The organism is Mycobacterium senriense (assembly GCF_019668465.1).
GTDB classification, from domain to species: Bacteria; Actinomycetota; Actinomycetes; order Mycobacteriales; family Mycobacteriaceae; genus Mycobacterium; species Mycobacterium senriense.
The window spans coordinates 3,867,172-3,889,335 of the sequence record NZ_AP024828.1 but is presented as its reverse complement, the minus strand read 5'-3'; the positions used below and the strand labels follow the sequence as shown (position 1 = coordinate 3,889,335).

The window sequence follows — 22,164 nt, the reverse complement described above, 5'->3', positions numbered from 1 at the left end:
CGCCGCCGCTACCCGACGGTCTCGCGCCAAAAGTCATACGCCACAACGAATTCGGTGCCCAGTGGTCACCGTGCCTACCTATCGACCTCACCCGGCTGATGGATCCGTGGCGGGCGGACGAAATCCCGAGTGCGCGATCGCCACGGACACGCCGGTGCCGATCGGGCCCTTCGCGTCCACCAGGACCGCCGAGCCGCTAGCAACCCCGTCGTGACTGTGATGCGTCAGCGAGGCGAGCCCGATGTGGTCGCCCTCGGGCAGTCGGCTGAGCGTGAGCGTGTAGTCGACATTGATGAACTGCAGGGAGTTGGTGCCCCAGTTGGCAATCGAGGCCGTGATGTCACCGGCCATCGCCACGCGGGTGAAGGCGGTGAGCGGTTCGTCGTCGATCAAGGGGCGCGTCTCGTGTATCCACGTGTACTTCGGGCCGTCGGCCTGGGGCCAGTCCGGATCGGGGTTCTGCACATCGGCGCCCCAGCCGTAGGTTCGCATGAACAGCGTCGAGTAGGCCTCGTCCAGCGGGATCGGGGGCATCTGCACCGGTGGTGACCAGACGTGCCCCTCGGGCTGCGCGCCGCGCCGCAGAAACAATGCGCTCGCCTGCGACACCGGAGCTCCGTCCTGGACGATCACGGTCTCGACCAGCCGCAACCGACGTCGGTCCTGTCGCACCTGCGTATGCACCTCGAGCGGCGCCAACGCCGTTGGCCGGGGCAGATCGACGGTCAACCGCGCCGGTTGCAGTTGCGGATCCTGAGCCGCTTCCTCGACCGCCCACGCCAAGAGTCCGCCGACAACATGGCCGCTGAGCGATGGGCCCCATCCGCCGCGCGCGATTTTGGTTGGCACAAAGTATTTTTCGTCGCGCTCAAAGTACGGCACCGATCCCGCCCATTGGGCTTCGTCCGGCACGATGTTGGGCTCGGCCACTGCATGACCCTCCGCGTGATGGGATACGCGGGCTCTGCTGAGGACCGCAACTGTCGATGTTACAGTTGCGCTTCCAGTCGCTGGACGCGCACCGCACCGCACCGCCCCTAAGCTCCGGCGGTCAGCCGAGTGCGGCACCCACCAGATGACCGATCACGTACGTGACCGCCAACGCAAGACTGCCGCCAATGGCGTTGCGCAGCACCGCGCGGCCCTTCGGCGCTCCGCCCAGACCGGCCGAGACCGCACCGGTGATCACCAGCGCGATCAGTACCGCGGTGACGGTAACCGGAACCCGCCACGTCGTGGGCGGAACCAAAATCGCGACCAACGGCAACAGGGCACCAATCGCAAATGAGAGCGCTGACGAGGATGCCGCATGCCGGGGGTTCGTCAGCTCCTCGGGGTTGATTCCCAATTCGACCTCGGCGTGGGCGAGCAGCGGGTTGTGGTCGGTGAGTTCCTCGGCCACGGTGCGCGCGGTCGCCGGCGTCAGACCCTTCGCCTCGTACAACGTGGCGAGCTCATCCAGTTCGGCGACGGGATCTTCGCGCAGTTCGCGGCGTTCCTGACTCAACATCGCCTTCTCGGTGTCGCGCTGGGTGCTGACGGAGACGTATTCGCCCAGCGCCATCGACACCGCACCCGCGACCAGTCCGGCGCTGCCGGCGGTCAATATGGGGGCGCGTTCGGCGGTGGCCGCCGCGACCCCGACGACGATGCCCGCGGTGGAAACGATTCCGTCATTGGCGCCCAGGACGCCCGCGCGCAGCCAATTCAGCTTCGACGACACCGAACCAACGTGGGGTTCGTGTGGATGTGGGGCACTCAACACGGCCGCAACCATATAAAGGAAAACCCTGCTCGACTAGCCAACATAGCCTTCCCAAACCGTCCCTCGCGCCGGCTGAAAAACGCCTCGATCCGGGGTCAAAATGCCTGGTGTCAACGGGCGCGGCAGCCGCTGCGCCGCGGCGGAGATGTGTGGCAAACCACCGGGGTCGGGCGCCCAGCCAGAAGTTCTGCATGGGCGAGTCACAGCTAGTCCATAGGAAGGCTATTTAGCGTCGGGGGGTGTAACGGGGGGTGTTCCAAGGAACTTCCTTGCAAAATCCCTAGTGGATAGGTGAAGCAACATGAAGTTGAAGCAACTTGTCGGAGGGGTGACCGTCGCCGGAGCGCTCAGCGCTGCGGCGCTGGGAATGGGCGCCGGGTTTGCCAGCGCTGCTCCCGGGGCGCCACAGCCTCCGGGTGATCATGGCGCGCCCGCGGCGCCTGGCGGTGGCCACGCGCCCACCGGTCCCAACGATCCGGGCGGCCCTGGCGGTCCTGGTGGTCCTGGTGGCCCCGGTGATCACCCGGGCGGTCCGGGCGGCCCCGGTGGTCCGGGTGGCCCCGGTGATCACCCCGGTGGTCCTGGCGGCCCCGGTGACCACCCCGGCGGCCCTGGCGGCCCCGGTGGTCCTGGCGGCCCCGGTGATCACCCCGGTGGTCCTGGCGGCCCCGGTGATCATCCCGACCACCCCGGTGGCCCGGGTGGCCCCGGCGACCACCCCGGCGGGCCTGGCGGCCCCGGCAATCACCCCGGTGCTCCGGGCGGATTCGGTGGACCCGATCCTCACCCCGGTGGCCCGTGGCATGGCGACGCTCAGCGCGGCTACTTCCATGGCGCCCCGTGGGGCGACGGACCCGGACCCTGGGGCGCGGGCGAGCCGCCGCGGCCGGCATGGGATCGACCGCTTCCCCCGCCCGGTGGGCGCTGGGACTACGGCCCGATCAACTACTGGGGCTACCAGGAAACCCCAATGTGGGATCCCGGTTTCAACCAGTGGGGATTCTGGCTCTTCGGAGTGTGGATCCCGCTGTGATCGATAGCTGACAAGACGCCCGCTTCGCCTATTGGCGAAGCGGGCGTCGTCGGTTACGCGTTGGCGCCGAGCGGTTTTCAGCCCGGCGCTGCACTCAACTTTTCGTGCCGACAGTCAACAGGTCGGACACGAGGGCCGTCCACACCGGTCGCGGGATCCGGTGTTGATCGGTGATCACGAACCCGGCGTTTTCGAACAACGTCCGCATCTCGGGCGCGGACGCATTGTGTTGCGGCTTCCACCGAGAGTCCGCGGAGGACTGCAGCCGCGCTTGGCGAGTACTCAGCGCCGAGACGGCCACCAGGCCGCCGGGGGCCAGCACCCGATGGAACTCACGCAATGCCGCCGGCTGGTCGAAGAAGTGGAAGGCCGAGGTCGTCACGACGGCATCGAGAGCGCCGTCGTCAAACGGAAGCTGCTCGGCCGGGCCACGCATCCACTGCACCCGATCCGACCTGGCACGAGCCTGACCGAGCATGCCGTCGGACATGTCGACGCCATAGATCTCGTCGGGCTGCAGTTCACGCTGGATCCGGTCGCTCAAAATGCCGGTGCCGCAAGCGATATCGGCAATCTTGCGCGCACCGTGGTTGCGCAGCTGGGCGATCACCTCGTTGTGCGGAGGTCGGTACACCCACCGCTGCAGGAAGGGCAGATCGTATGCCGGCGCGAGGAAGCTCCACATCCGCGTGACCGCCTCGTTGAGCCCCCGCCGCTGCGGTGCCGTCATTTGCTCAGCACCGAGCTGTAGTAGATGGTGTCGGCCACCGACACCGAGTCGTTGGTCTGCGGGATCGCATCGACACCGGAGTCGGCCAACAGCTCGGCCATCCGGGTGCCGTCCGACTGCCATCCCAGGTTGTCCAGATAGGCGGCGACGTCATTGCGCTCGCCCTGGTAGCCGAGCTCGCCGAATTCCAGGTCGAAGCCATGCTCACGCCATTTCGCGGTGGCCCGTTGCATCATCTCCTGGGCTTTCTCCGTGTCTACCTCCGACATGTCCGGAATAGCTTCGCACGCCAGCCGACTGCCGTCAGCGCTGAGTGCGGTGATGTTGTCCAGCAGGCGATCTTGTGCCTCCGGCGGCAGGTACCCGAAGAGCCCCTCCGCGATCCATGCGGTCGGGCGACTCTTCTCAAAGCCGGCTTCTACCAACGCCTTTGGCCAGTCATTGCGCAAGTCGACCGCGACCGTGCGCAGCTCGGCCTGCGGGGCGGCGCCCAGCTGGACCAGCGTGGCGGCCTTGAATTCGATCACCTGCGGCTGGTCGATCTCGAACACGGTCATGTCGGCCGGCCACGCCAACCGGTAGGCGCGCGCGTCGAGGCCCGATGCCAAAATCACGGCCTGCCGGATCCCGTCCTGCGTCGCGGCCTGGAAGAACGAGTCGAAGAATCGGGTCCGCGCGGCCATCGCGGCGGGCATGTGTTCGAGCTTCCAGCCCGACTCGTGGTCGTCGACGTCGGCGGCCACCAGGTCACCGGAGACCCAGCGAGTGAAGAAGTTCACCCCGACGGCGCGAACCAGCGGCTCGGCGAAGCGGTCTTCGATCAGCGGGTTGTCAGCGTTGGTCGCGATGGCTCGCGCGGCTGCGACCATCGTCGCGGTCGCGCCCACACTGGTCGCCAAATCCCAGGTGTCGTTGTCTGTGCGTGGCATGCGGCTGTTGTCTCCCTCGGAATCACAGGTTACTTAGCCGGTATAACGACCGGCGGACACGTGGAGTTCCCACGCCCCGCCGACCAGCCAGTTCGCCATCCGCGGGTCGCGCTGCCGCAGCCAGACGTGATTTCTAGTGTGGTCCGGGACGCCCGGGTCCACCCGGCCGTGTCTTCAGTCGGTCACCAATTCGAAGACCGGGATGAGCCGATCGGTGCGCTGCTGGTATTCGCTGAACCCGGGGGCGCGCTCGACCACCACCGGATAGATCGAATCCCTTTCGTCGCGCGGTAATTCGCGTGCAGTAGCGGGCTTAGCGGGCTCCGAGCCAATCTCGATCGACACCCGGGGGTTGGCCCGAATGTTGTGCACCCACGCCGGATTGTTGTCCCGGCCCGCCGCGGAGCCGACGACGTAGATCTTGTCGTCGATATCGAAGTACGCGACCGGGTTGACCCGCTGGGCGCCGCTTCGCGCACCGGTCGACGTCAAAAGCAGCAGCGGAAAACCCTCGAATTGCCCGCCCACCTTGCCGCCATTGCGGCGAAACTCTTCGATGTTCTGTTCGTTGAACTCCCGCTCCGAGCTCAGCGCGTCGTCAGCCATTACGCCATCGTGGCATGCGGCGCGGACCTCGGCCAAGGGCGGCCGAGATTACGCTGTGCCGCAAGATCATTCGGAAGTTGATGTTTTTGGCGCGGCGCCGCCCGCTGGCGGTGGTGCCGCTTCGACGGTCGTCAGTTCGGTGAGGCCACTGATCCTGAGGACGGACATCAGGATGGGGTGCGCGACGAGCTCGATCCGATCGGCATTGGCGGCCAGAGTGTTGATGGCGGCGCTGTCCAGGTACTCCACCGCGCTGAGGTCGACGAGCAACGCCCTGTCGCCGCCGCTGGCCTCGGTCGCGGCGCTGGCCAACGCAAGATTGAACGCATCGATATTGCTCAGGTCGATTTCCCCCGCGGCGACGAGCATGAACTTCCCGTCGTTGCCGCGCGCGGTGTCGAGCGTGAGCGGGGTGGTCATCAGATGATCCTCGTGGATAGGTGAACTGTGGTGCCGTTGGTGTCGGGCCGGATGTCGACATCCTGCATCAGGCTGCGCATAAGCGGAATACCGCGACCCCGATGCGGGCGGGAAGCCGGATGCGGCGCCTTCCACGAGCCCGTGTCGGTGACGGTCAACTGGACCTCGTCGCCGAGCGCGACCGCTCCCAGGCGAATCATGCCCTCCGGTCTATGACGGTGACCGTGCTCGATGGCGTTGGCGACGGCCTCCCCCGCGGCGACGAGCACGTTCAGCGCTTGGTCGGGGTTTAACCGGGCCTGGGTCAGCCAGTTACGCAGGGCAGTACGGGTGGGCGCGAGTTGGCTGACTTCGGCGGGAAAATTCAGCTCCAACGGGGCGGGGTGGCGGTAGAGCAGCAGCACGACGTCGTCCTGGTACCCGCCGCGCGGCGCGAGGCGGGACATGACCTGGTTCGCCAGATCCTCCAACTGCAACGCGCGCGAATCTTGGGCGACGCCGGCGACGCGGGAGATGCCGTGGTCCAAGGGAACCCGGCGGCGTTCGACCAGACCGTCGGTGTAGAGCAGCAGCGTCGAACGCGCCGGGATGGTCACCCGGGCCTCCGGTCGAATCCAGTTGCCCCGTATCCCCAATGCGATCGTGTGACCCTCATCGAGCATCTGGGTGCTGCCGTCACCGTGCACCAGGATGGGCGGCGGATGACCGGCGCTGGAGTAGACCAGTTCACCGGTCTCGGGGGTGAGCACCGCACAGACCGCGGTGGTGCACTGCGCGCCGGGCAGCCGCGCGGCGAAGCGGTCCATCCCCGCGAGAGCTGCAGCGGGACTTGGGTTTTCGAACAGTAGCGCGCGACAGGCGCTGCGCACCTGGCCCATCACGGTGGCGGCGGCAAGGCCATGGCCGACGCAGTCACCGACGATCAACGCGATGCGCCCGTCTTCCAAATCGACGATGTCGTACCAGTCACCGCCCACCTGGAGGGGTCGTGTCGCGGCCTGATAGCGCACCGCGAACCCGTTGGGCAGATCCGCAGGCCCCAGGATTGCGTGCTGTAGGGCCAGCGCGGTCTCGCGCTGCTGATCGACCTGGTGCACCCGCTGCAAACCCTGGCCGAGGCGGCCGGCCAGAACGGTGAGCAAGGTCTGATCCTCGAGGGTGAACGGGCGCTGCGCGGTCAGGTCCATCCAGACCACCAGCACACCGTCCGGGTGCTGCAGCGCAATGCCCGCTGTCCCGGGTTGCGTCGCATTGGCGGTCAGCAGATCGCCGTCCCGCAATGAGCCGAGTGCCTGCTGGGTCTCCGATGGCAGGTCGGCCCACTGCGCGGGTTCACCGACCGACACCACCTGCGGTGCACCAAAGCTGCTTTCAACGGTGGACGACGTGTGCGTCGGGAAGGTTACGGCCAGAACGCGGCGCGCCCGCCAGAGCCGGCGCAGTTCCTCCGCTGCGGCTTGCACCGCTTCATCGACGGTGTCGGCCTCGGCCAGTTCCTGGTTGAGCGCGTGTTCGCGGCCGGCCGCCAACGCCAGGGCGATCGCCGCATGCCGGGCGAAATCGCTGACCAGATCGAGATAGTCGTTGCCGAACGCGGGCTGGTGCGGGTCGCGCGCGACGGCGATGACGCCGAGCACTGCGTCGTCCGCAATCAGCGGCATGACGATCGCCGATCGTTCACCGACATCGGTGAAGCCCTCGATCGGATATTGGAAGGAATCGGTGATCAACGGCTGGCCGCGGCGAGCCACGCCGCCGGTGGTCGACCCGTCCATCGGAACCTGCCGGCCGATCACCTCGGAGGCGTACCGGCCCGCCGTCGCGGCCACGACCAGGGTGTCGACCTGGTCGACGGGCAAATCGGGCTCCCGGGGAACCAGCAGGATGGCCTGCTCGGCACCGGCCAGCTCCAGCGCCCGGTTCACGATGAGCTGCAACGGCCCCGTCTGCGGGTCTCCGGAGAGCAGCGCGGTGGTGATCTCGCGGCTGGCCTTCGTCCATTTCGCCGATTCACGCTCGCGCTCGAAGAGTCGGGCGTTGTCGATGGCGGCGGCCGCGGCGGTGGCCATGGCGCGCACGGCGCCTTCCTGTGTGTTGGAGAAGACACGGCCGGGCCGGTCGTCGGCCAGGTATAGGCTGCCGAAGTTGGCCGCCCGCACGGTGATCGGGATGCCGAGCAGCGCATACATGGTCGGCTCGTGTCCGGCCAGCGCGCGGGTCGCGGGATGGGTGTTCAGATCGTCGACGCGCAGGCCGTCGCCGAGCGGAAGGTCGCCGAGCCGCCGTGCGGTGTCAGTGTCGATCCCAGCGTGCACAAAAGAAACGAGGCTGCCGTCGGCTGCGCGGATCCCCAGGGCTGCGTAGCGGGTGCCGGTCAGCTCCATCGCGGCTTTGATGACGCGTTGCAGCGTGACGTCCAGGTCCAGATCGGAGCCGATCTCGACAATGACCCGCACCAGTTGTTCCATCTGGTCGCGCGCCGCGACCAGCTCATCGAGCTGGTCATGCATCCGGCTCACCAGGTCGCGCCGGCCCTGCCAGGTGAAGGCGGAGTCACTCCGGTCGCTGTCCATAGGTACCAACGTTAAACGGTCGCGTGAACGCGGATGTTCGGTATGTGGATGAGCCCAGCATCAGGCTGGGCTTCTCGGAAGGCCGGGCGAAATCGAGGGTCAGTAGCTGGCCAACATTCAGCAGGCTCACAGGACATTGTGCGCGGTCAACGAACTGCAGGCAGCGCGGCTTTACTCGATCTTGACCGAGTATTGAATTGTCGCGCCGAAGATAGCTGACATGAGTACGCTTTCATCGGTGGAACTGGGGGTTTTGGGGCCTCTCCAGGTCCGGCAAGGCGGAGCGTCCGTCGTCATACCGGGCGCGAAACCGCGCGCCATCCTCACGATGCTCGGACTGCATTGCGGGTCCGTCGTGCCGGCCGACACCCTCGTCGAGCTGCTCTGGAGCCAGGACCCGCCGCGCACCGCCGCTAAAGCCCTGCAGACCCACATCTCTTCGCTGCGTCGCACCCTCGGCGACGGCTTCGTCCTGACCCAGGGCGCGGGCTGGGTCCTCGCCCAGAGCGAGGTTGACGCGTCGTGGTACAAATCGGCGGCTCGACTCGGGCGCGATGCCGCCGCCGCCGGCGAGACCAGTCAAGCGCTGGCCCGCTTCGAGGAGGCCCTTGCCCTGTGGCGTGGGATCCCCGAACTGCCCGATGGCCGGCGCGGAACCTCCGAGAAGACGCGATGGGTCGAGGGCCACGCCGCGCTGGTCGAGGACCGGGCGGACGCGCTGCTGGCTACGGGTCGGGCCGCGGAGGTCATCGGTGATCTCGAAGCCGCGGTGGCCGACGCCCCGCTGCGGGAGAGGCGTTGGGGCCAGCTGATGCTCGCCCTGTACCGCGCCGGCCGACAAGGTGAGGCCCTCGGCGCTTATAAACGGGCCCGGTCGCTGCTTGCCGACGACCTGGGGGTCGATCCGGGGCCGGAACTCCGCCGGCTCGAAGCGGCGATCGTCGCACAGGACGCCTCGCTGGATGTCGTTGTGGCACAACAAGCTCCGTCGGTGACACGCGCCGTGACTTTTCTGCTCACCGACATCGAGGGGTCGACGGCCGCGTGGGAGGCCGATGCCGATGCGATGGCGGTGGCGCTCGCGCGCCACGATGAGCTGGTCGAACAGGTCGTCACGTCGCGGGGCGGTCGGCTGATCAAGACGCGCGGCGAGGGTGACGCGACGTTTTCGGTCTTCGACCGGCCTTCAGCGGCCGCCGCGGCGGCGATTGAGTTGCAGGACGCGATCACTCACGAGCCGTGGGCGTCGCAAGACCCTATCCGTGTCCGCATGGCGCTGCACACCGGCGAGGTCGAACTTCGCGACGGCGACTACTACGGCAGGGCCGTGAACCGCGTTGCGCGCCTGCGGTCCCTGGCCGAAGGCGGCCAAATCCTGTGCTCCGGCGCGACCGCTGAGCTCGTCATCGACTCGTTGGCCGACGACGTCGCGCTGACCGACCTCGGGATGCGTCAGCTCAAAAACCTCGCGCGGCCCGAGCATGTCTTCGAGCTGCGACTGGAAACCGGTGCCGAACAACCGGAAGCGCAGGCGCCCGAAGCGCCGATGGAGCGGCCCACCTTTCCCGCGGTGCTGGTCGGCCCGGGACCCTTCGTGGGACGTGGCCGCGAACTGGAAGGGCTGCTCTCGGCGTGGCAGACCGCGCTAGCCGGCGGTGTGCGCACGGTACTGATCGCCGGTGAACCCGGAGTCGGCAAGACACGTCTGGCCGGTGAATGGTCGCAACAGGCCTATGCGCAAGGAGCGGTCGTGTTGTACGGGCGTTGCGACGAGGATCTCGGAGCGCCCTACCAGCCGTTCGCCGAAGCGCTACGTTCGCTGGCACCGTGCATGGGCGCTGACCGGCTGAGAGGCCTGCGCGGCGTCGAGGCCTTGCTGGCACTCGTGCCCGGCCTGGCCGATGCCATGCCCGATCTCGCGCGCCCGGCCCACGCGGACCCCGACACCGAACGCTACGCATTATTCGATGCCGTCGTCGCGCTGCTGCAAACCGCGTCGAAGAGCGCGCCTGTCGTTCTCGTCCTCGACGACCTGCACTGGGCAGCCAAACCGACCCTGCTCCTGCTACGGCACCTGCTGCGCTTCGGGGAACACGCCCGTGTGCAAATAATCGGCACCTACCGCAGCACCGACCTCGACCGCTCCCATCCCCTTGCGGCGATGCTCGCCGACCTGCACCGCGACGGGACAGCCAACCGTCTTGCCCTCGGGGGACTCGACGAGGACGAGGTAACGGCATACGTCGCGGAGTCCGGCTACGACGACGAGGAACTCGCTCACGCACTGGCGTCTGTCACGGGCGGTAACCCCTTCTTCCTGATCGAGGCCCTGCGCCATGTCGACGAGAGCGGCGGCGTGTGGGACCAGAGCACCCTGCCCCAGGGGGTACGGGAAGCGGTGAGCCGCAGGCTTTCCCGGCTACCAGCCGAGACCAACAAAGCCCTGGCAGCTGCCGCGGTGGCGGGCAGCCGGTTTGCGTTAGAGCTGGTCGAACAAGTGGTCGGAAGCGACCTTGTCGACGCGTTCGACGAAGCACGCCAAGCCGGCATCGTGATCGAAGAGCCCGGCGGGTACTACCGGTTCAACCACGCCCTCGTCCGACAGTCACTGCTGGCCGAGCTGGCGTCCGTGCGGCGCATGCGATTACACCAGCGCATCGCCACAACCCTCGAGACGCTGCCCGGTGCCGAGGACGAGCTGCTGGCCGAGCTGGCTCACCACTATTTCGAATGTGCTTGGGCCGGAAACGCGGCCAAGGCGGTCTTCTACTGCCGCCGCGCCGCCGATCAGGCGATGGCACGACTCGCCTACGAGGGTGCCGCCGACCTGTACCACCACGCCCTGCACGCGCTCGAGGAGATCGACGACGAACTGCCCGACCGCGACGAGCAGACCGCCGAGCTGTTGATCGCCCGCTGCGAGGCCTTATTGGCCGCGGGCGACGTCGCGTCTGCGGCGGGTGCGGTATCTAAATTGCAAGTGGCGACGGTTGATTCGGCCCGGCTCGCGGCGTGGGCGACATGTTTCGACGGCCAACTCTCGATGTTGGTACACCCCGAGCGGCTCGACGAGGTCGAAGCCGCGTTGGGCGCGGCCGCGGCCAAACTCGCCGAACTGGACGACGCCGCCGGCGAAGCCAAGGCGCACACCGTACGCGCCGGGTGCCTCGCCCGTCTCGGGCGAATCGGTGACTGCGAGGTCGCGCTGGACGACGCGCTGACCGCAGCGCGACGGGCGCGTGACCATCGCCGGGTGAACGCGGTTTTGGCGGGTGCACCGCTCGCGGCGCTGTGGGGCCCGAACCCGGTTCCGCGCGCCGGCGGGCGGTGCCTGGATGTGGTGCGGCTGCTGCGGATCACCACCGACTCCCCCGCCGTCGAGGCCACTTCGACCCGATGCCAGGCCGTGCTGGAGGCCTTTCGCGGTCGCGCCCCCGCCGCCCGGCGGATGATCGACTCGGCCCGGCGCACGGTCAGCGAGCTCGGCCTGCGCCATGCGCTGCTCGAGGTCGAGCAGTTCGCCGGCATCGTCGAACTCATCGTCGACGACCCGGCCGCCGCTGAGCCGCATCTACGTAAGGCCTACAACGGCTTTCGCAGGATGGGACTGGAGGCTGATACCGCCGAGACCGCCGCGCTCCTGGGCCGGGGATGTCTTGCGCTCGACCGAGATGACGAAGCTGGTGAATTGTGTGCGGAGAGTCAGCGTCTCGCCGGGCACGCGCTGAAGGCCTCGATCGCGTGGCGGACGCTTCGGGCGCAGCTGCTGGCGCGGGGTGACGACCACGACGGGGCCCGACGGATTGCCTCAGAGGCAGTCGCGTTGGCCGAGCGCACCGACGCCCTGGTCGATCACGGCGACGCATGCCTGACGCTGGCAACGGTGTTGAGCGCAGCCGGCGATGTGGCCGGAGCTCGAGCCGCCGCCGAGCAAGCGGTCGACTTGTATGAGCGGAAAGGCGCTGTGGCACTTGCGGAGACGGCACGCCGCATAATTGGCGAACGCACCGTTGCGCCTGCACCGGCGCCGCCCGAAGGGCCGGTTGTCGCACTCGATAATGCCTGCGCCCGGGTCGTTTGCGAGATCGACGCCGCGACCGATCGTGAGGCCTGGGACGAGACCGAGCGGCATCTCGCAAACCAAGTCACCCTCGAGAGCCGCCGGAGGGTCGTCGGCTTCCCGCGCATCATCGTTTCGCCCAGCCAGTGGATCCGCGACGTCGTAAGAAGTGCGCGGGACATGGGCGGTGTGCGGTACCGTCACGTCGTTCTGGCCGTGCGAGGCGAGCGCCTGGCTCTTACTCGGCTGGAGATAGGCACTGCAGATGCGAGTCCCGGGGCGCCGGAAGACGAGATGATTCAGTTGGTCGGCCTCGACGCGGACGGCCACCTCGCACTGCATGTGTGGTTCGACGTCGAAGACATGGACGCCGCGATCGCCGAACTCGATGCGGCGTATGCGCGGCTCGAGGACGAGCGTCCGAAACCGCGAAGGCTCGAAAACGCGGCGACGCGCGTATACGAACGCCTGCATGCGTATTTCGCGGCCCGCGACTGGGACGCGATAACCGAGCTACTCACCGACGACTACTACGGCGACGATCGTCGTTCGGTGGTTGGTGCCGGGATCCGAAGCGGCCCAGATGCTGCGATCCAAGACTACCGGTCGGCCGCCGACATCGAAGTGACGGACGCGAGATCAGACACCGTTGCAACCCGTGGAGCGCGCCTGGCCCTCACTCGTGCCCGCTACTCGCGAAGTGGCAGCGAATCAGAAGCGTTCCGCGTCGATTTCCTACAATTGGTCGAAATCGATACAGACGAGCGGATCGCGGCGATGGCCGCTTTCGATCTCGACGACTTCGACGCCGCCCTCACCGAACTCGACGCCCGGTACCTCGCCGGCGAAGCGGCTCCGCACGCGCGCACGTGGTCGGTTATCTTGCGGGCTTTCGCCGCGTTCAACGCACACCAGCTCCCCTCGGCGACGCCAGACTGGTTGACGCTCGACCACCGCCGCGGAAGAGGGTTCTCCCCCGGCGATTTGGTTCCATACATTCATGCCGCGTGGGAACTCGCGCCGCAAGCCAGGATCTACGTCGAGGCAGTGCATCGGCTGAGCAACCTCGGAGCGGTTGTCACCGACGTGTTGCCTGGAACGTCACCAAACGGCTTCGATGCCGAGTGGCTAGAGGTCAACCTGTTGACTGTCCAAGGCGACCTGATCGACCGCAGCGAGCTGTTCGACGAAGCAGACCTCGATGCCGCGATCGCAAGATTCGAACAGCTTGGTCGACCGGCACCGCAGCTCGAAAACGCAGCAAGCCGAGCGACCGAGCGATTTCTGACGCACTTTGCGGGAGGCGATTGGGAAGCGATGGCGGAGATACTGGCCGAAGATTTTTCCCTCGACGATCGCCGTCGCGTGGTCGGCGCGGGAGTCCGACATGGTCGAGATGCCCAGATCACGGACATGCAGGCTATCTCGGACCTGTGGATCACTGACGTTACGCCGACCGTCATCGCAATCCGTGCGGATCGCCATGTCCTCATGCATGTTCGACATTCAAATCGCGATCAAGGACCCGCGGTGTTCCACACCGAGGCGCTAGTAGTCGGCGAAATCAATGCCGACGAGCGGATCGTCGCTGCCGTCTCGTTCGACCCCGACCACTTCGACGCCGCCATAACCGAACTCGATGCCCGATACCTCGCCGGCGAAGCGGCACCGTATGCGGAAACGTGGTCGACCGTGGCGGAAAGTTACGCCGCGCTCAACCGACACGAGCAACCATTGACCAGCCCGGACTGCGTCAACGTCGACCACCGACGGGAGACAGCGTTCGGCCCTGGTGACGTGACCGCATACATCCACGCCGGGTGGGACTCCCAGGAAAACATCAACATCTATGTCGAGCAAGTGCATCGGCTTAGCGACATCGGAACGGCCATTACTTACGCGGCACATGAGGTCTCGCAAGAGGGCATGACGGCTGAGTGGGGCGGGATCGCGCTATTCGCGGTCCGGGGCGGCAGGATAAACCGGACCGAGGTCTTCGACGAGACCGACATCGACGCGGCGATCGCAAGATTCGAACAGCTCAACCGTCCGGCACCACGGTTGGACAATGCGGCGGCGCGCGTATTCGAACGCGTCTGGTCGCAGTTCGCCGCTCGCGATTGGGACGCTATGGCGGAAAAGGTTGCCGACAACTATGTCGGAATCGATCACCGACGAATCGTGAGTGCCGATACTCAGCATGGTCGGGACGACGTCATCAGAGACCTGCAGGCAGCGGCCGGAGTCGGATTTACGATTTCGATGGTGAGCGCCATGGCGATTCGTGGAGACCGCCTGGTCCTCGCACGGACTCGCGCCGCGGGCCGCGACCCCGGCGCGGCCCAAAACGATGCCCTGAACGTCGTCGCGATCGACGACGACGAGCGGATCGCGCGTGTTGTCTCGTACGACCTCGAAGACATCGACGACGCCATCGCCGAACTAGACGCCCAATACGCCACCGGCGAAGCGGCAGCCCACGCGCGCACGTGGTCGGCAATCGCGCGAAGCACTGTCGCTCTAAATCGCCATGACCCACTGCCTACAACGCCAAATTGGGTCAATATCGATCACCGGCGCGGGGTATCGATTGCACCCGGTGAAATGTCTGCGTGGGTCAGCGCCGCCCGAAACCTCGGGTCTGACCTGAGCGTCTTCATCGAGTCAGTGCATCGATTGAACGGCCTTGGTGCAGCCGTCACTCATGTCGCGCATGAAACTTCGCAAGACGGTTTCCGCGCCGAATGGCGCGTGATCAACGTCCAAACGGTCAGTGGCGATCTGATTGATCGTTTAGAAATGTTCGACGAGACAGACGTTGGACGTGCGCTCGCGCGATTCGACCAGCTGACCGCTCCGGCACCTAAGCTGGGAAACGCGGCTAGCCAAACGGCGCGCTTCTTTGCGTACTTCGCAGCCCGCGACTGGGATTCGATAGCAGCAACACTGGCCGAGAATGTTTATCACGACGATCGCCGGCATGTGGTGAATGCTGGCGTCCTACACGGTCGCGATGCCCAAATCGCGAACCTGCGAGCCATCGCTCAGGTCGGGGTCGCGAGCTTTTCTTCCACAGTCAATGCGACCCGCGGCACACACCTAGCCCTCGTCCACACCCGTTCCTCGGGAGACCAGGCGACCGAGAGGTCCCTAACGGAGGAACTCGGCGTCGTCGAGATCAACTCCGACAACCGAATGGCGGCGTTCGTCGCCTTCGACGTTGACGATTTCGATGCCGCCATCGCCGAGCTTGATGCGCGATACCTCGCCGGGGAGGCGGCCGCCCATTCTCGGATCTGGTCGCTCGTGACCGAGGCGTTCGTGGCGCTGAACCAACGGAGAATCCCTGCGACGACGCCTGACTGGGCCAACATCGACCACCGACGACCGGCACCGATCGACGCGGGTGACCTGGGCGCGTTTCTGGTTGCGACTTGGGAACTCTCGCCGCAGGCTCGCATCTACGTGGCGGCTGTGCATCGGCTGAGCAGCATCGGCGCGGTGATCACCCATGTGGCAGTCGGGACTTCGCCGGACGGGTTCGACGCCGAGTGGCGGGTGGTCGACTTCGTGACATTCGAGGGCGATTTGATCGACCGCACAGAGCTTTTTGATGAGTCAGACCTGAATGCCGCCCTCGCCCGCTTTGATGCGATTCGGGCGCCGTCGCGACAGCTGGAAAATGCGGCAAGCCGCGTGACAGAGCGCTTTGTAGCGCTGTACGCCGCACGCGACTGGGTCACCATGGCCGAAACACTGGCCGACGACTTCGTCAGTAACGATCCGCGTCGGGTGGTGGGGGCCGGAGTTCGGAATGGTCGAGATGCCCAAATCGCGGACATGCGGGCGATTGCCGACCTGGGCCTGACGAACATGACGTCGACTCCCTTAGCGATCCGTGGGGAGCGCCTTGTGCTCTTGCGTGCCTGCATGCACTTCTCAGCCACCGATCAAGGCCCATCCCTCACAAACCTGCTTGCCATCGTTGAAATCAACACCGACGGGCGGATGGTCGCGCTCGAGTCCTTTGACGCCGACGACTTCGATGCCGCCATCGCCGAACTCGACGCCCGTTACGTCGCAGGCGAAGCGGCCGCTTATGCAGACACGTGGGCGGTGGTAACGGGCGTGCACGCAATGTTCAACCGGCATGAACTTCCCCCAGAGGACTGGGTGACCATCGACCACCGGCGCGGCACACCATTCGCCGCAAACGAGATGACTCCGGCCATCCACACCCTCTTCGATCTCACGCCGGACTTCCATGTTCATATTGACACGGTGCATCGGCTCAGCAGTTTCGGGGCGCTGATCACCAACAACGCACACGGGTCCTCACCCGATGGCCTGGGCGTGGAATGGCGCATGGTGATGCTTCTCATCGTCGATGGAGGCCGACTCACCCGTTGTGAGGTATTCGACGAGAACGATTCGGACGCCGCACTTACGCGATTCGAGGAGCTCCGCCCGGAGGCACCGCGGTTAGAGAACAGGGCAAGTCGAGCGGTCGAGCAATTTCTGGCGCACTTTGCGGCCCGCGACTGGAATGCCATGGCGAACCTCATCGACGAGGATTTTCGCTCTGACGACCGCCGTCGAGGCATAAATGCCGGAATCCGACACGGTCGGGATGTCGAGATGGCGAATTGGCATGCCACCGCCGAGGTTTGGAAATCTGACGCGAGGGCGGCCGTCGTTGCGACCCGCGGGCAGGGCCTCGTGCTCTTCCGCTTCACCTTCGCAAGCCAAGATTCGCTGCCCGCGGCATTCCAAGCCGCGGCGCTTTCCGTCGTGCAGGTCAACGACGACAACCGATGCGCGGCTGTGGTCATTTTCGACCCCGACGACTTGGAGACCGCCTTCGAGGAACTCGAAACGCGCTATCTCGCAGGTGAAGCGGCTGCCCATGCGCACACGTGGTCGACTCTGGTGCGAGATTTCACCGCGTTCAATGAGCACAAGCTTCCCTTGACGACGCCAGACTGGGTAAATCTTGACCACCGGCGAGGACGAGCGTTCTCGTCGGGCGAACTGGTTCCGTATATCCACGCCACCTGGCAGCTGACGCCGCAAGCCAAGATCCACGTCGTTGCCGTGCATCGACTGAGTAATCTCGGAGCGGTCGTCACCCAGTCGACGCACGGGACATCGCCGGATGGCTTCGACGCCGAGTGGCTCGAAGTGACCCTTGTGACTGTAGACGGTGACCTGATCAACCGTATCGAGGTCTTCGATGAGGCGGACCTCGATGCCGCACTCGCTCGCTTTGAGGAGCTCCGTCCGCAGGCGCCGCGATCGAAAAACCCTGTGATGGAACGTTTCTTGGCGTCCTTCGCCGCACGCAACTGGGATGCCATGGCGCAGGTGTTCGCCGCGGATTACTACAACGACGACCGCCGGCGGGTCGTGAACGCAGGGGTACGAAACGGTCGCGATGCCGCGATCGAAGACATTCGGGTGTCTGCTGATGTCGGGTTACTGACGAACATCACAGCGGAGCTCATCGCGTCCCGCGGCGGACACCTCATTCTCGTCCGCTTTGGCGCCTCCGGGCGCGACCACCCGGCGATTCAACTCGACGTACTTCAGGTTCTTGAGTACAACGCCGACGAACAGATCACAGCAGCCGTCCTCTTCGATCCCGAAGACATCGATCTTGCATTCGAGGAACTCGAAACACGTTATCTCGCAGGAGAAGCAGCGGCCCATGCGCACACGTGGTCTGTGATCAGGCAGGGCTATGCCGCGCTCAACCGGGCCGAAATACCAGTGACTTCCGACATGGTCGATGTCGACCGCCGGAGTGGGGCGGCCATGGCACCCGGTGACTTGATCGGTTACCTACGTGCAGCTTTCGACGATACGGCCTTCAACGCCCTGTACGTTGAAGTCGTTCATCGGCTGACCCACGGCGGCGCGGTCGTCACGCATGTGGCGAAGGGGACGTCACGAGGGGGTTTCGACGCCGAGTGGCGCATGATCGTCGTCATCACCGTTGAAGGCGATGTGATCAGCCGCGGTGAACTCTTCGATGAGACAGACCTCGACGCCGCGCTGGTGCGCTTCGCGGAACTGCAGCCCCAGCCGCATCGACAAGAGAACGCTGCAAGCCAAGTGGTCGAACGCTTTTGGACCTGCTTAACGACCCGGGACTGGACCGCGATGGCCGAGACTATGGCCGGCGATTTTTCATCGCATGATCACCGTAAGGTCGTGAACGCCGGTGTTCTGCGCGGTCGTGATGCCAATATCGCAAACATGCGAGCGGTCGCCGAAGTCGGCTTCGAGGGCCTGACGTCGACAGTCGTCGGGACCCGCGGGCAGCGCCTCGTCCTCAATCGTATTCGGTCCTCGGCGCATGGCTTTAACGCCGGGGAGATCAGCGCCGACATGCTCGGCGTGCTTGAGATCGACGCCGACAACCGATTCACCGCTGGCGCCATCTTCGACTTCGACGACATCGACGCCGCCTTTGCGGAACTCGACGCTCGGTACCTTGCGGGCGAAGCAGCCGCACATGAACACACATGGTCGCGTATGCAGCGGACCTACGCAGCATTGAACCGGCACGAGATACCCACCACTGCACCCGACTTCGTCAACGTTGACCACCGGCGCGGCATAACGTTCGAGCCAGGCGAAATCGTCCCGTACGTCCAGGCCACATGGGACGTCGCGCCGGACCTCAAAATGTTTATCGAGACGGTGCATCGTCTCACGGACACTGGATGCGTCGTCACTCATACCGCTTGCGGGACCTCCCAAGAAGGCTTCGATGCCGAGTGGCGTGAGACCGTCTTCTTCACATTCGATGGTGACCTGATCAAACGTTGCGAGATGTTCGACCAGACAGACGTCGACGCCGCGCTGGCACGGTTTGACGAGCTGCACCGCCCAGTGCGGTGGCTGGAGAATGCAGCAAGCCGGGCGGAACACCAACTCTTTGCGCACTCGGCGGCCCGCGATTGGGCGGCGGTAGCCGAGACCCTCGCAGGCAATAGCTACGTCGACGATCGCCGTCGAGTGGTGAATGTCGGCATGTGGGACGGCCGCGATGTCGTGATAGCGAACATGCGCGCCCTGGAAGAGGGCCTTGCGCACGTGACGTTGGCGGTCATCGCGACCCGCGGCGAACGCCTCGCCCTCATTCGCATCCGCTCCTTTAGCCCCGACCCACAGCGCGGGGAATTCGCCGTCGAGATGCTGGGAATCGCCGAGATCGACTCTGACGGGCGGATCGCGGCCCACGTGTTTTTCGACCTCGACGACATCGACACCGCCTTTGACGAACTCGAAATCCGTTACCTCTCCGGCGAAGGGGCCGCGCACGCGCACGTATGGTCGGTCATCACGCGGGAATGCGCCGCGTTCAACCGGCATGAACTTCCGACGGCGGACTGGGTCACGGTCGACCACCGTCGGCTCGTAACGATCGACGCGAGTGATCTGCTCCCAAACATCCGCGCCACTTGGGACCTCATGCCAGATATCAGGGTTTACATCGAATCGGTGCATCGTGTCAGCAGTTTGGGCGCCGTCGTCACTTACACCGCTACCGGGACCGCACACGAGGGCTTCGTTGCTGAGTGGCGGATGATCCATCTCCTGACCGTAGAAGGCGACCGGATCAATCGGTCCGAGCTGTTCGACGAGCCAGACATTGATGCAGCCCTTGTGCGCTTTGAAGAACTGCAACCACAGGCCCGACGACTCGAGAATGCGGCGAGCCGAGTAATCGAGCTCTTCTGGAGCTATTTCCTGGCTCGCAACTGGGACTCAATGGCCCAAGTCCTGACCGACGACAGTTTCGTCGATGATCACCGTCGAACCGTGAACGCCGGACTCTGGCGCGGTCGCGATGCCGTCGTCACGAACATGCGAGCGCTCTCCGAGCCGGGTTTGGACATAACGTTGACCGTGATGGCAACCCGCGGGGAGCGCCTCGCGCTGTATCGCGAGTCGACGCGCGACCTGGGGCACAAGGAGTTTGGGGTGGAGCTGCTCACCATCGTCGACATCAATGCTGATGCTAAAATCGCCGCGCACATCGCGTTCGACGTCGATGACGTCGACACTGCCTTCGAAGAACTCGACGCTCGATACCTCGCGGGCGAAGCGGCAGCCCACGCTCACACGTGGTCGGTGATCACAGCGGGCTACGCCGCGCTAAACCGGCACGAACTCCCAGCAGCGGCGCCGGATTACGTGATCGTCGAACGACAGTTGCACGCAACGATAGAGGCGGCCGACCTGTCCAAAAACCTCGGTGCCGCTTGGGATCTCACGCCAGACCTCAAGGGTTACGTTGAGGCCGTGCACCGATTAAGTGACCGGGCAGCGGTCCTAACCCATGTTGCGGAGGGGACCTCGAACGAGGGTTTACACGCGGAGTGGCGCGGCGTCCACCTTTTGACACTGGAGAGCGGCATGGTTGACCGCTGCGAAATGTTCGACGAGGCCGACCTCGATGCGGCTATCGCCCGCTTCGACGAATTGCACATGCAAGCAAGGCAATTGGAAAACGCGGCCAGCCGGGTGGACGGACGCCTGATCGCGTACTTCAACGCCCACGACTGGGCAGCGATGGCAGAGACCATGCTCGACGATTTTTGCAGCGAAGATCGGCGTCACGTGGTGAATGCCGGGCGCACGCAGGGGCGCGAAGTTGCGATTGCAAACTTCCGGGCGACCGCCGAGCTCGGTGTCACGTTGGACAAGTCAGACCTGGTCGCTACCCGGGGAGAACGCCTGGTCCTTAGTCGTGCCCGCTGGTCCGGCGCCGACCAAGGGCCGGACGCGTTCCACAGCGAGGTGCTCAATGTCGTCGAGATCAACACCGACGAACGGATCGTCGGACACGTCATGTTCGACCCCGATGACGTCCATGCCGCGATCGCCGAGCTCGACGCGCGCTACCTCGCCGGCGAAGCGGCCGCCCACGCTCACACGTGGTCGGTAATCGCGCGAGCGTACGCGGGGTTCAATCGGCATGAGCTTCCCGCGACAACGGCGGACTGGGTCATGGTCGACCGTCGCCCGCTTGTAACGAGCGAGACAGTTGATTTGGCCGCATCTATTCGCGGGATATGGGACGTCATTCCAAGCATCAACATCTACGTCGAGGCCGTGCATCGGCTGAGTAAGCTCGGGGCCGTCGTCACCCAAACCTTGAAAGGGACCTCGCACGAGGGCTTCGATGCCGAATGGCGGATGATCGATATTTACACGGTCGATGGTGACCTTCTCAGCCGCTCCGAACTATTCGACGAGGCGAATCTCGACACCGCGCTGGCGCGCTTCGACGAACTCACCGGCAAAGACCAGCCAAAGTGACGGCGCCACAACCCCAACCGCACTATCTACTGGCGGACAGCCAGCTGCTGTTCTGGAAGCGTGACGGCAAACTGCTTCTCGAAGCGGCCCTCGATAAATCGCCTCGGGACGAGCCGCCGAGCGCGGCGTACATCGGAGCCTCCAACGGGGATCGTCCGGAATTCTACGAAATCTTCGAGGCCGCAATGGATGCCGTCGGAATCACCGATCGTCGGATGATCGGTTCGGCGTTCGGCACGGACGACCGCGCCTTCCTGGAGCGTGCTCAGTTGATCCTCCTGGCGGGCGGCGATGTGCGCCGCGGCTGGAACACATTCGAGAAAACCGGCATGAAGAACGTGATTCTGGACCGGCACGCCAAAGGGGCGGTTCTGATGGGCATTTCGGCCGGCGCGGTCCAGCTCGGACACTGCGGAATCGTCGAGGCACTGGGTGCCGAGGAAACGGAGTTGCTCGACATGTTCGATCTCGTCCCCCTGGTTATCGACGCGCACGATGAGCGAGCCGAGTGGGGGCGGCTGTCGCGAGCGATTCAGACGCTCGGCGGGTCTGTCACCGGCCTCGGAATCCCCACCGGCGGTGGGGTTATCGCGCACCCAGACGGCACGATCGAGGCCTTGCGCCATCCCGCGCACAGATTGACCTTCGAGGGCGCGGGTGTCACACACTCGCTGTTGCCCGCCGACGTTCGGCCAGGATACGAAAGCCCTTGACC

At 65.4% G+C, this 22,164-nt stretch carries 10 protein-coding genes; 3 read left to right on the top strand and 7 right to left on the bottom strand.

Annotated elements, in window-relative coordinates; genetic code table 11:
• Positions 1 to 87 precede the first annotated feature (87 nt).
• Together MTY59_RS18395 and MTY59_RS18390 are read right to left on the bottom strand one after the other, a co-directional pair.
• The gene (locus MTY59_RS18395) at positions 88 to 930 is read right to left on the bottom strand and encodes a thioesterase family protein (RefSeq protein WP_221042414.1); all 843 of its coding nucleotides are present in this window, start codon (positions 928 to 930) and stop codon (positions 88 to 90) included.
• Positions 931 to 1,051: 121 nt separating this feature from the next.
• Positions 1,052 to 1,765 carry a VIT1/CCC1 transporter family protein gene (locus tag MTY59_RS18390; RefSeq protein ID WP_221042413.1) on the bottom strand — a complete coding sequence of 238 codons (714 nt, stop codon included), beginning with the start codon at positions 1,763 to 1,765 and terminating at the stop codon, positions 1,052 to 1,054.
• 301 nt (positions 1,766 to 2,066) lie between these two features.
• On the opposite strand from MTY59_RS18390, the gene MTY59_RS27425 reads away from it, so the two are divergent.
• Positions 2,067 to 2,798, top strand: coding sequence for a chitin-binding protein (locus MTY59_RS27425; RefSeq protein ID WP_250160596.1), 732 nt, complete (start codon positions 2,067 to 2,069; stop codon positions 2,796 to 2,798).
• Between the two features lie 94 nt (positions 2,799 to 2,892).
• Here the strand turns inward: MTY59_RS27425 and MTY59_RS18380 are convergent, their stop codons facing one another.
• From MTY59_RS18380 to MTY59_RS18360, 5 genes are all read right to left on the bottom strand, one after another.
• On the bottom strand, positions 2,893 to 3,528 hold the full coding sequence (locus MTY59_RS18380) for a class I SAM-dependent methyltransferase (protein ID WP_221042411.1): 636 nt from the start codon (positions 3,526 to 3,528) through the stop codon (positions 2,893 to 2,895).
• Positions 3,525 to 4,457 carry an SAM-dependent methyltransferase gene (locus tag MTY59_RS18375; RefSeq protein WP_221042410.1) on the bottom strand — a complete coding sequence of 311 codons (933 nt, stop codon included), beginning with the start codon at positions 4,455 to 4,457 and terminating at the stop codon, positions 3,525 to 3,527. The genes MTY59_RS18380 and MTY59_RS18375 overlap by 4 nt, the downstream gene beginning before the upstream one ends.
• A gap of 174 nt (positions 4,458 to 4,631) precedes the next feature.
• Positions 4,632 to 5,063, bottom strand: coding sequence for a nitroreductase family deazaflavin-dependent oxidoreductase (locus MTY59_RS18370; RefSeq protein WP_221042409.1), 432 nt, complete (start codon positions 5,061 to 5,063; stop codon positions 4,632 to 4,634).
• Positions 5,064 to 5,129: 66 nt separating this feature from the next.
• Positions 5,130 to 5,483: an STAS domain-containing protein gene (locus tag MTY59_RS18365; protein WP_221042408.1), complete on the bottom strand. Its 354-nt coding sequence runs from the start codon at positions 5,481 to 5,483 to the stop codon at positions 5,130 to 5,132.
• Positions 5,483 to 8,056, bottom strand: coding sequence for a SpoIIE family protein phosphatase (locus tag MTY59_RS18360; RefSeq protein ID WP_221042407.1), 2,574 nt, complete (start codon positions 8,054 to 8,056; stop codon positions 5,483 to 5,485). The genes MTY59_RS18365 and MTY59_RS18360 overlap by 1 nt, the downstream gene beginning before the upstream one ends.
• Positions 8,057 to 8,294: 238 nt before the next feature.
• Here MTY59_RS18360 and MTY59_RS18355 point away from each other — a divergent pair, with 238 nt between their 5' ends.
• Together MTY59_RS18355 and MTY59_RS18350 are read left to right on the top strand one after the other, a co-directional pair.
• A complete protein-coding gene (locus MTY59_RS18355; RefSeq protein ID WP_431190742.1) occupies positions 8,295 to 21,449 on the top strand; it encodes an ATP-binding protein in 13,155 nt (4,384 codons plus the stop codon).
• Positions 21,446 to 22,162 (top strand): Type 1 glutamine amidotransferase-like domain-containing protein, encoded by a 717-nt coding sequence (locus tag MTY59_RS18350; protein WP_221042405.1) that lies wholly within the window; start codon positions 21,446 to 21,448, stop codon positions 22,160 to 22,162. Before MTY59_RS18355 ends, MTY59_RS18350 begins: the two co-directional genes overlap by 4 nt.
• Positions 22,163 to 22,164: the final 2 nt, after the last annotated feature.

Coding starts and splice junctions, on each gene's coding strand:
- MTY59_RS18380 (WP_221042411.1), bottom strand. CDS start 3,528: ATGACGGCACCGCAGCGGCGGGGGCTCAACGAGGCGGTCACGCGGATG.
- MTY59_RS18360 (WP_221042407.1), bottom strand. CDS start 8,056: ATGGACAGCGACCGGAGTGACTCCGCCTTCACCTGGCAGGGCCGGCGC.
- MTY59_RS18365 (WP_221042408.1), bottom strand. CDS start 5,483: ATGACCACCCCGCTCACGCTCGACACCGCGCGCGGCAACGACGGGAAG.
- MTY59_RS18375 (WP_221042410.1), bottom strand. CDS start 4,457: ATGCCACGCACAGACAACGACACCTGGGATTTGGCGACCAGTGTGGGC.
- MTY59_RS27425 (WP_250160596.1), top strand. CDS start 2,067: ATGAAGTTGAAGCAACTTGTCGGAGGGGTGACCGTCGCCGGAGCGCTC.
- MTY59_RS18370 (WP_221042409.1), bottom strand. CDS start 5,063: ATGGCTGACGACGCGCTGAGCTCGGAGCGGGAGTTCAACGAACAGAAC.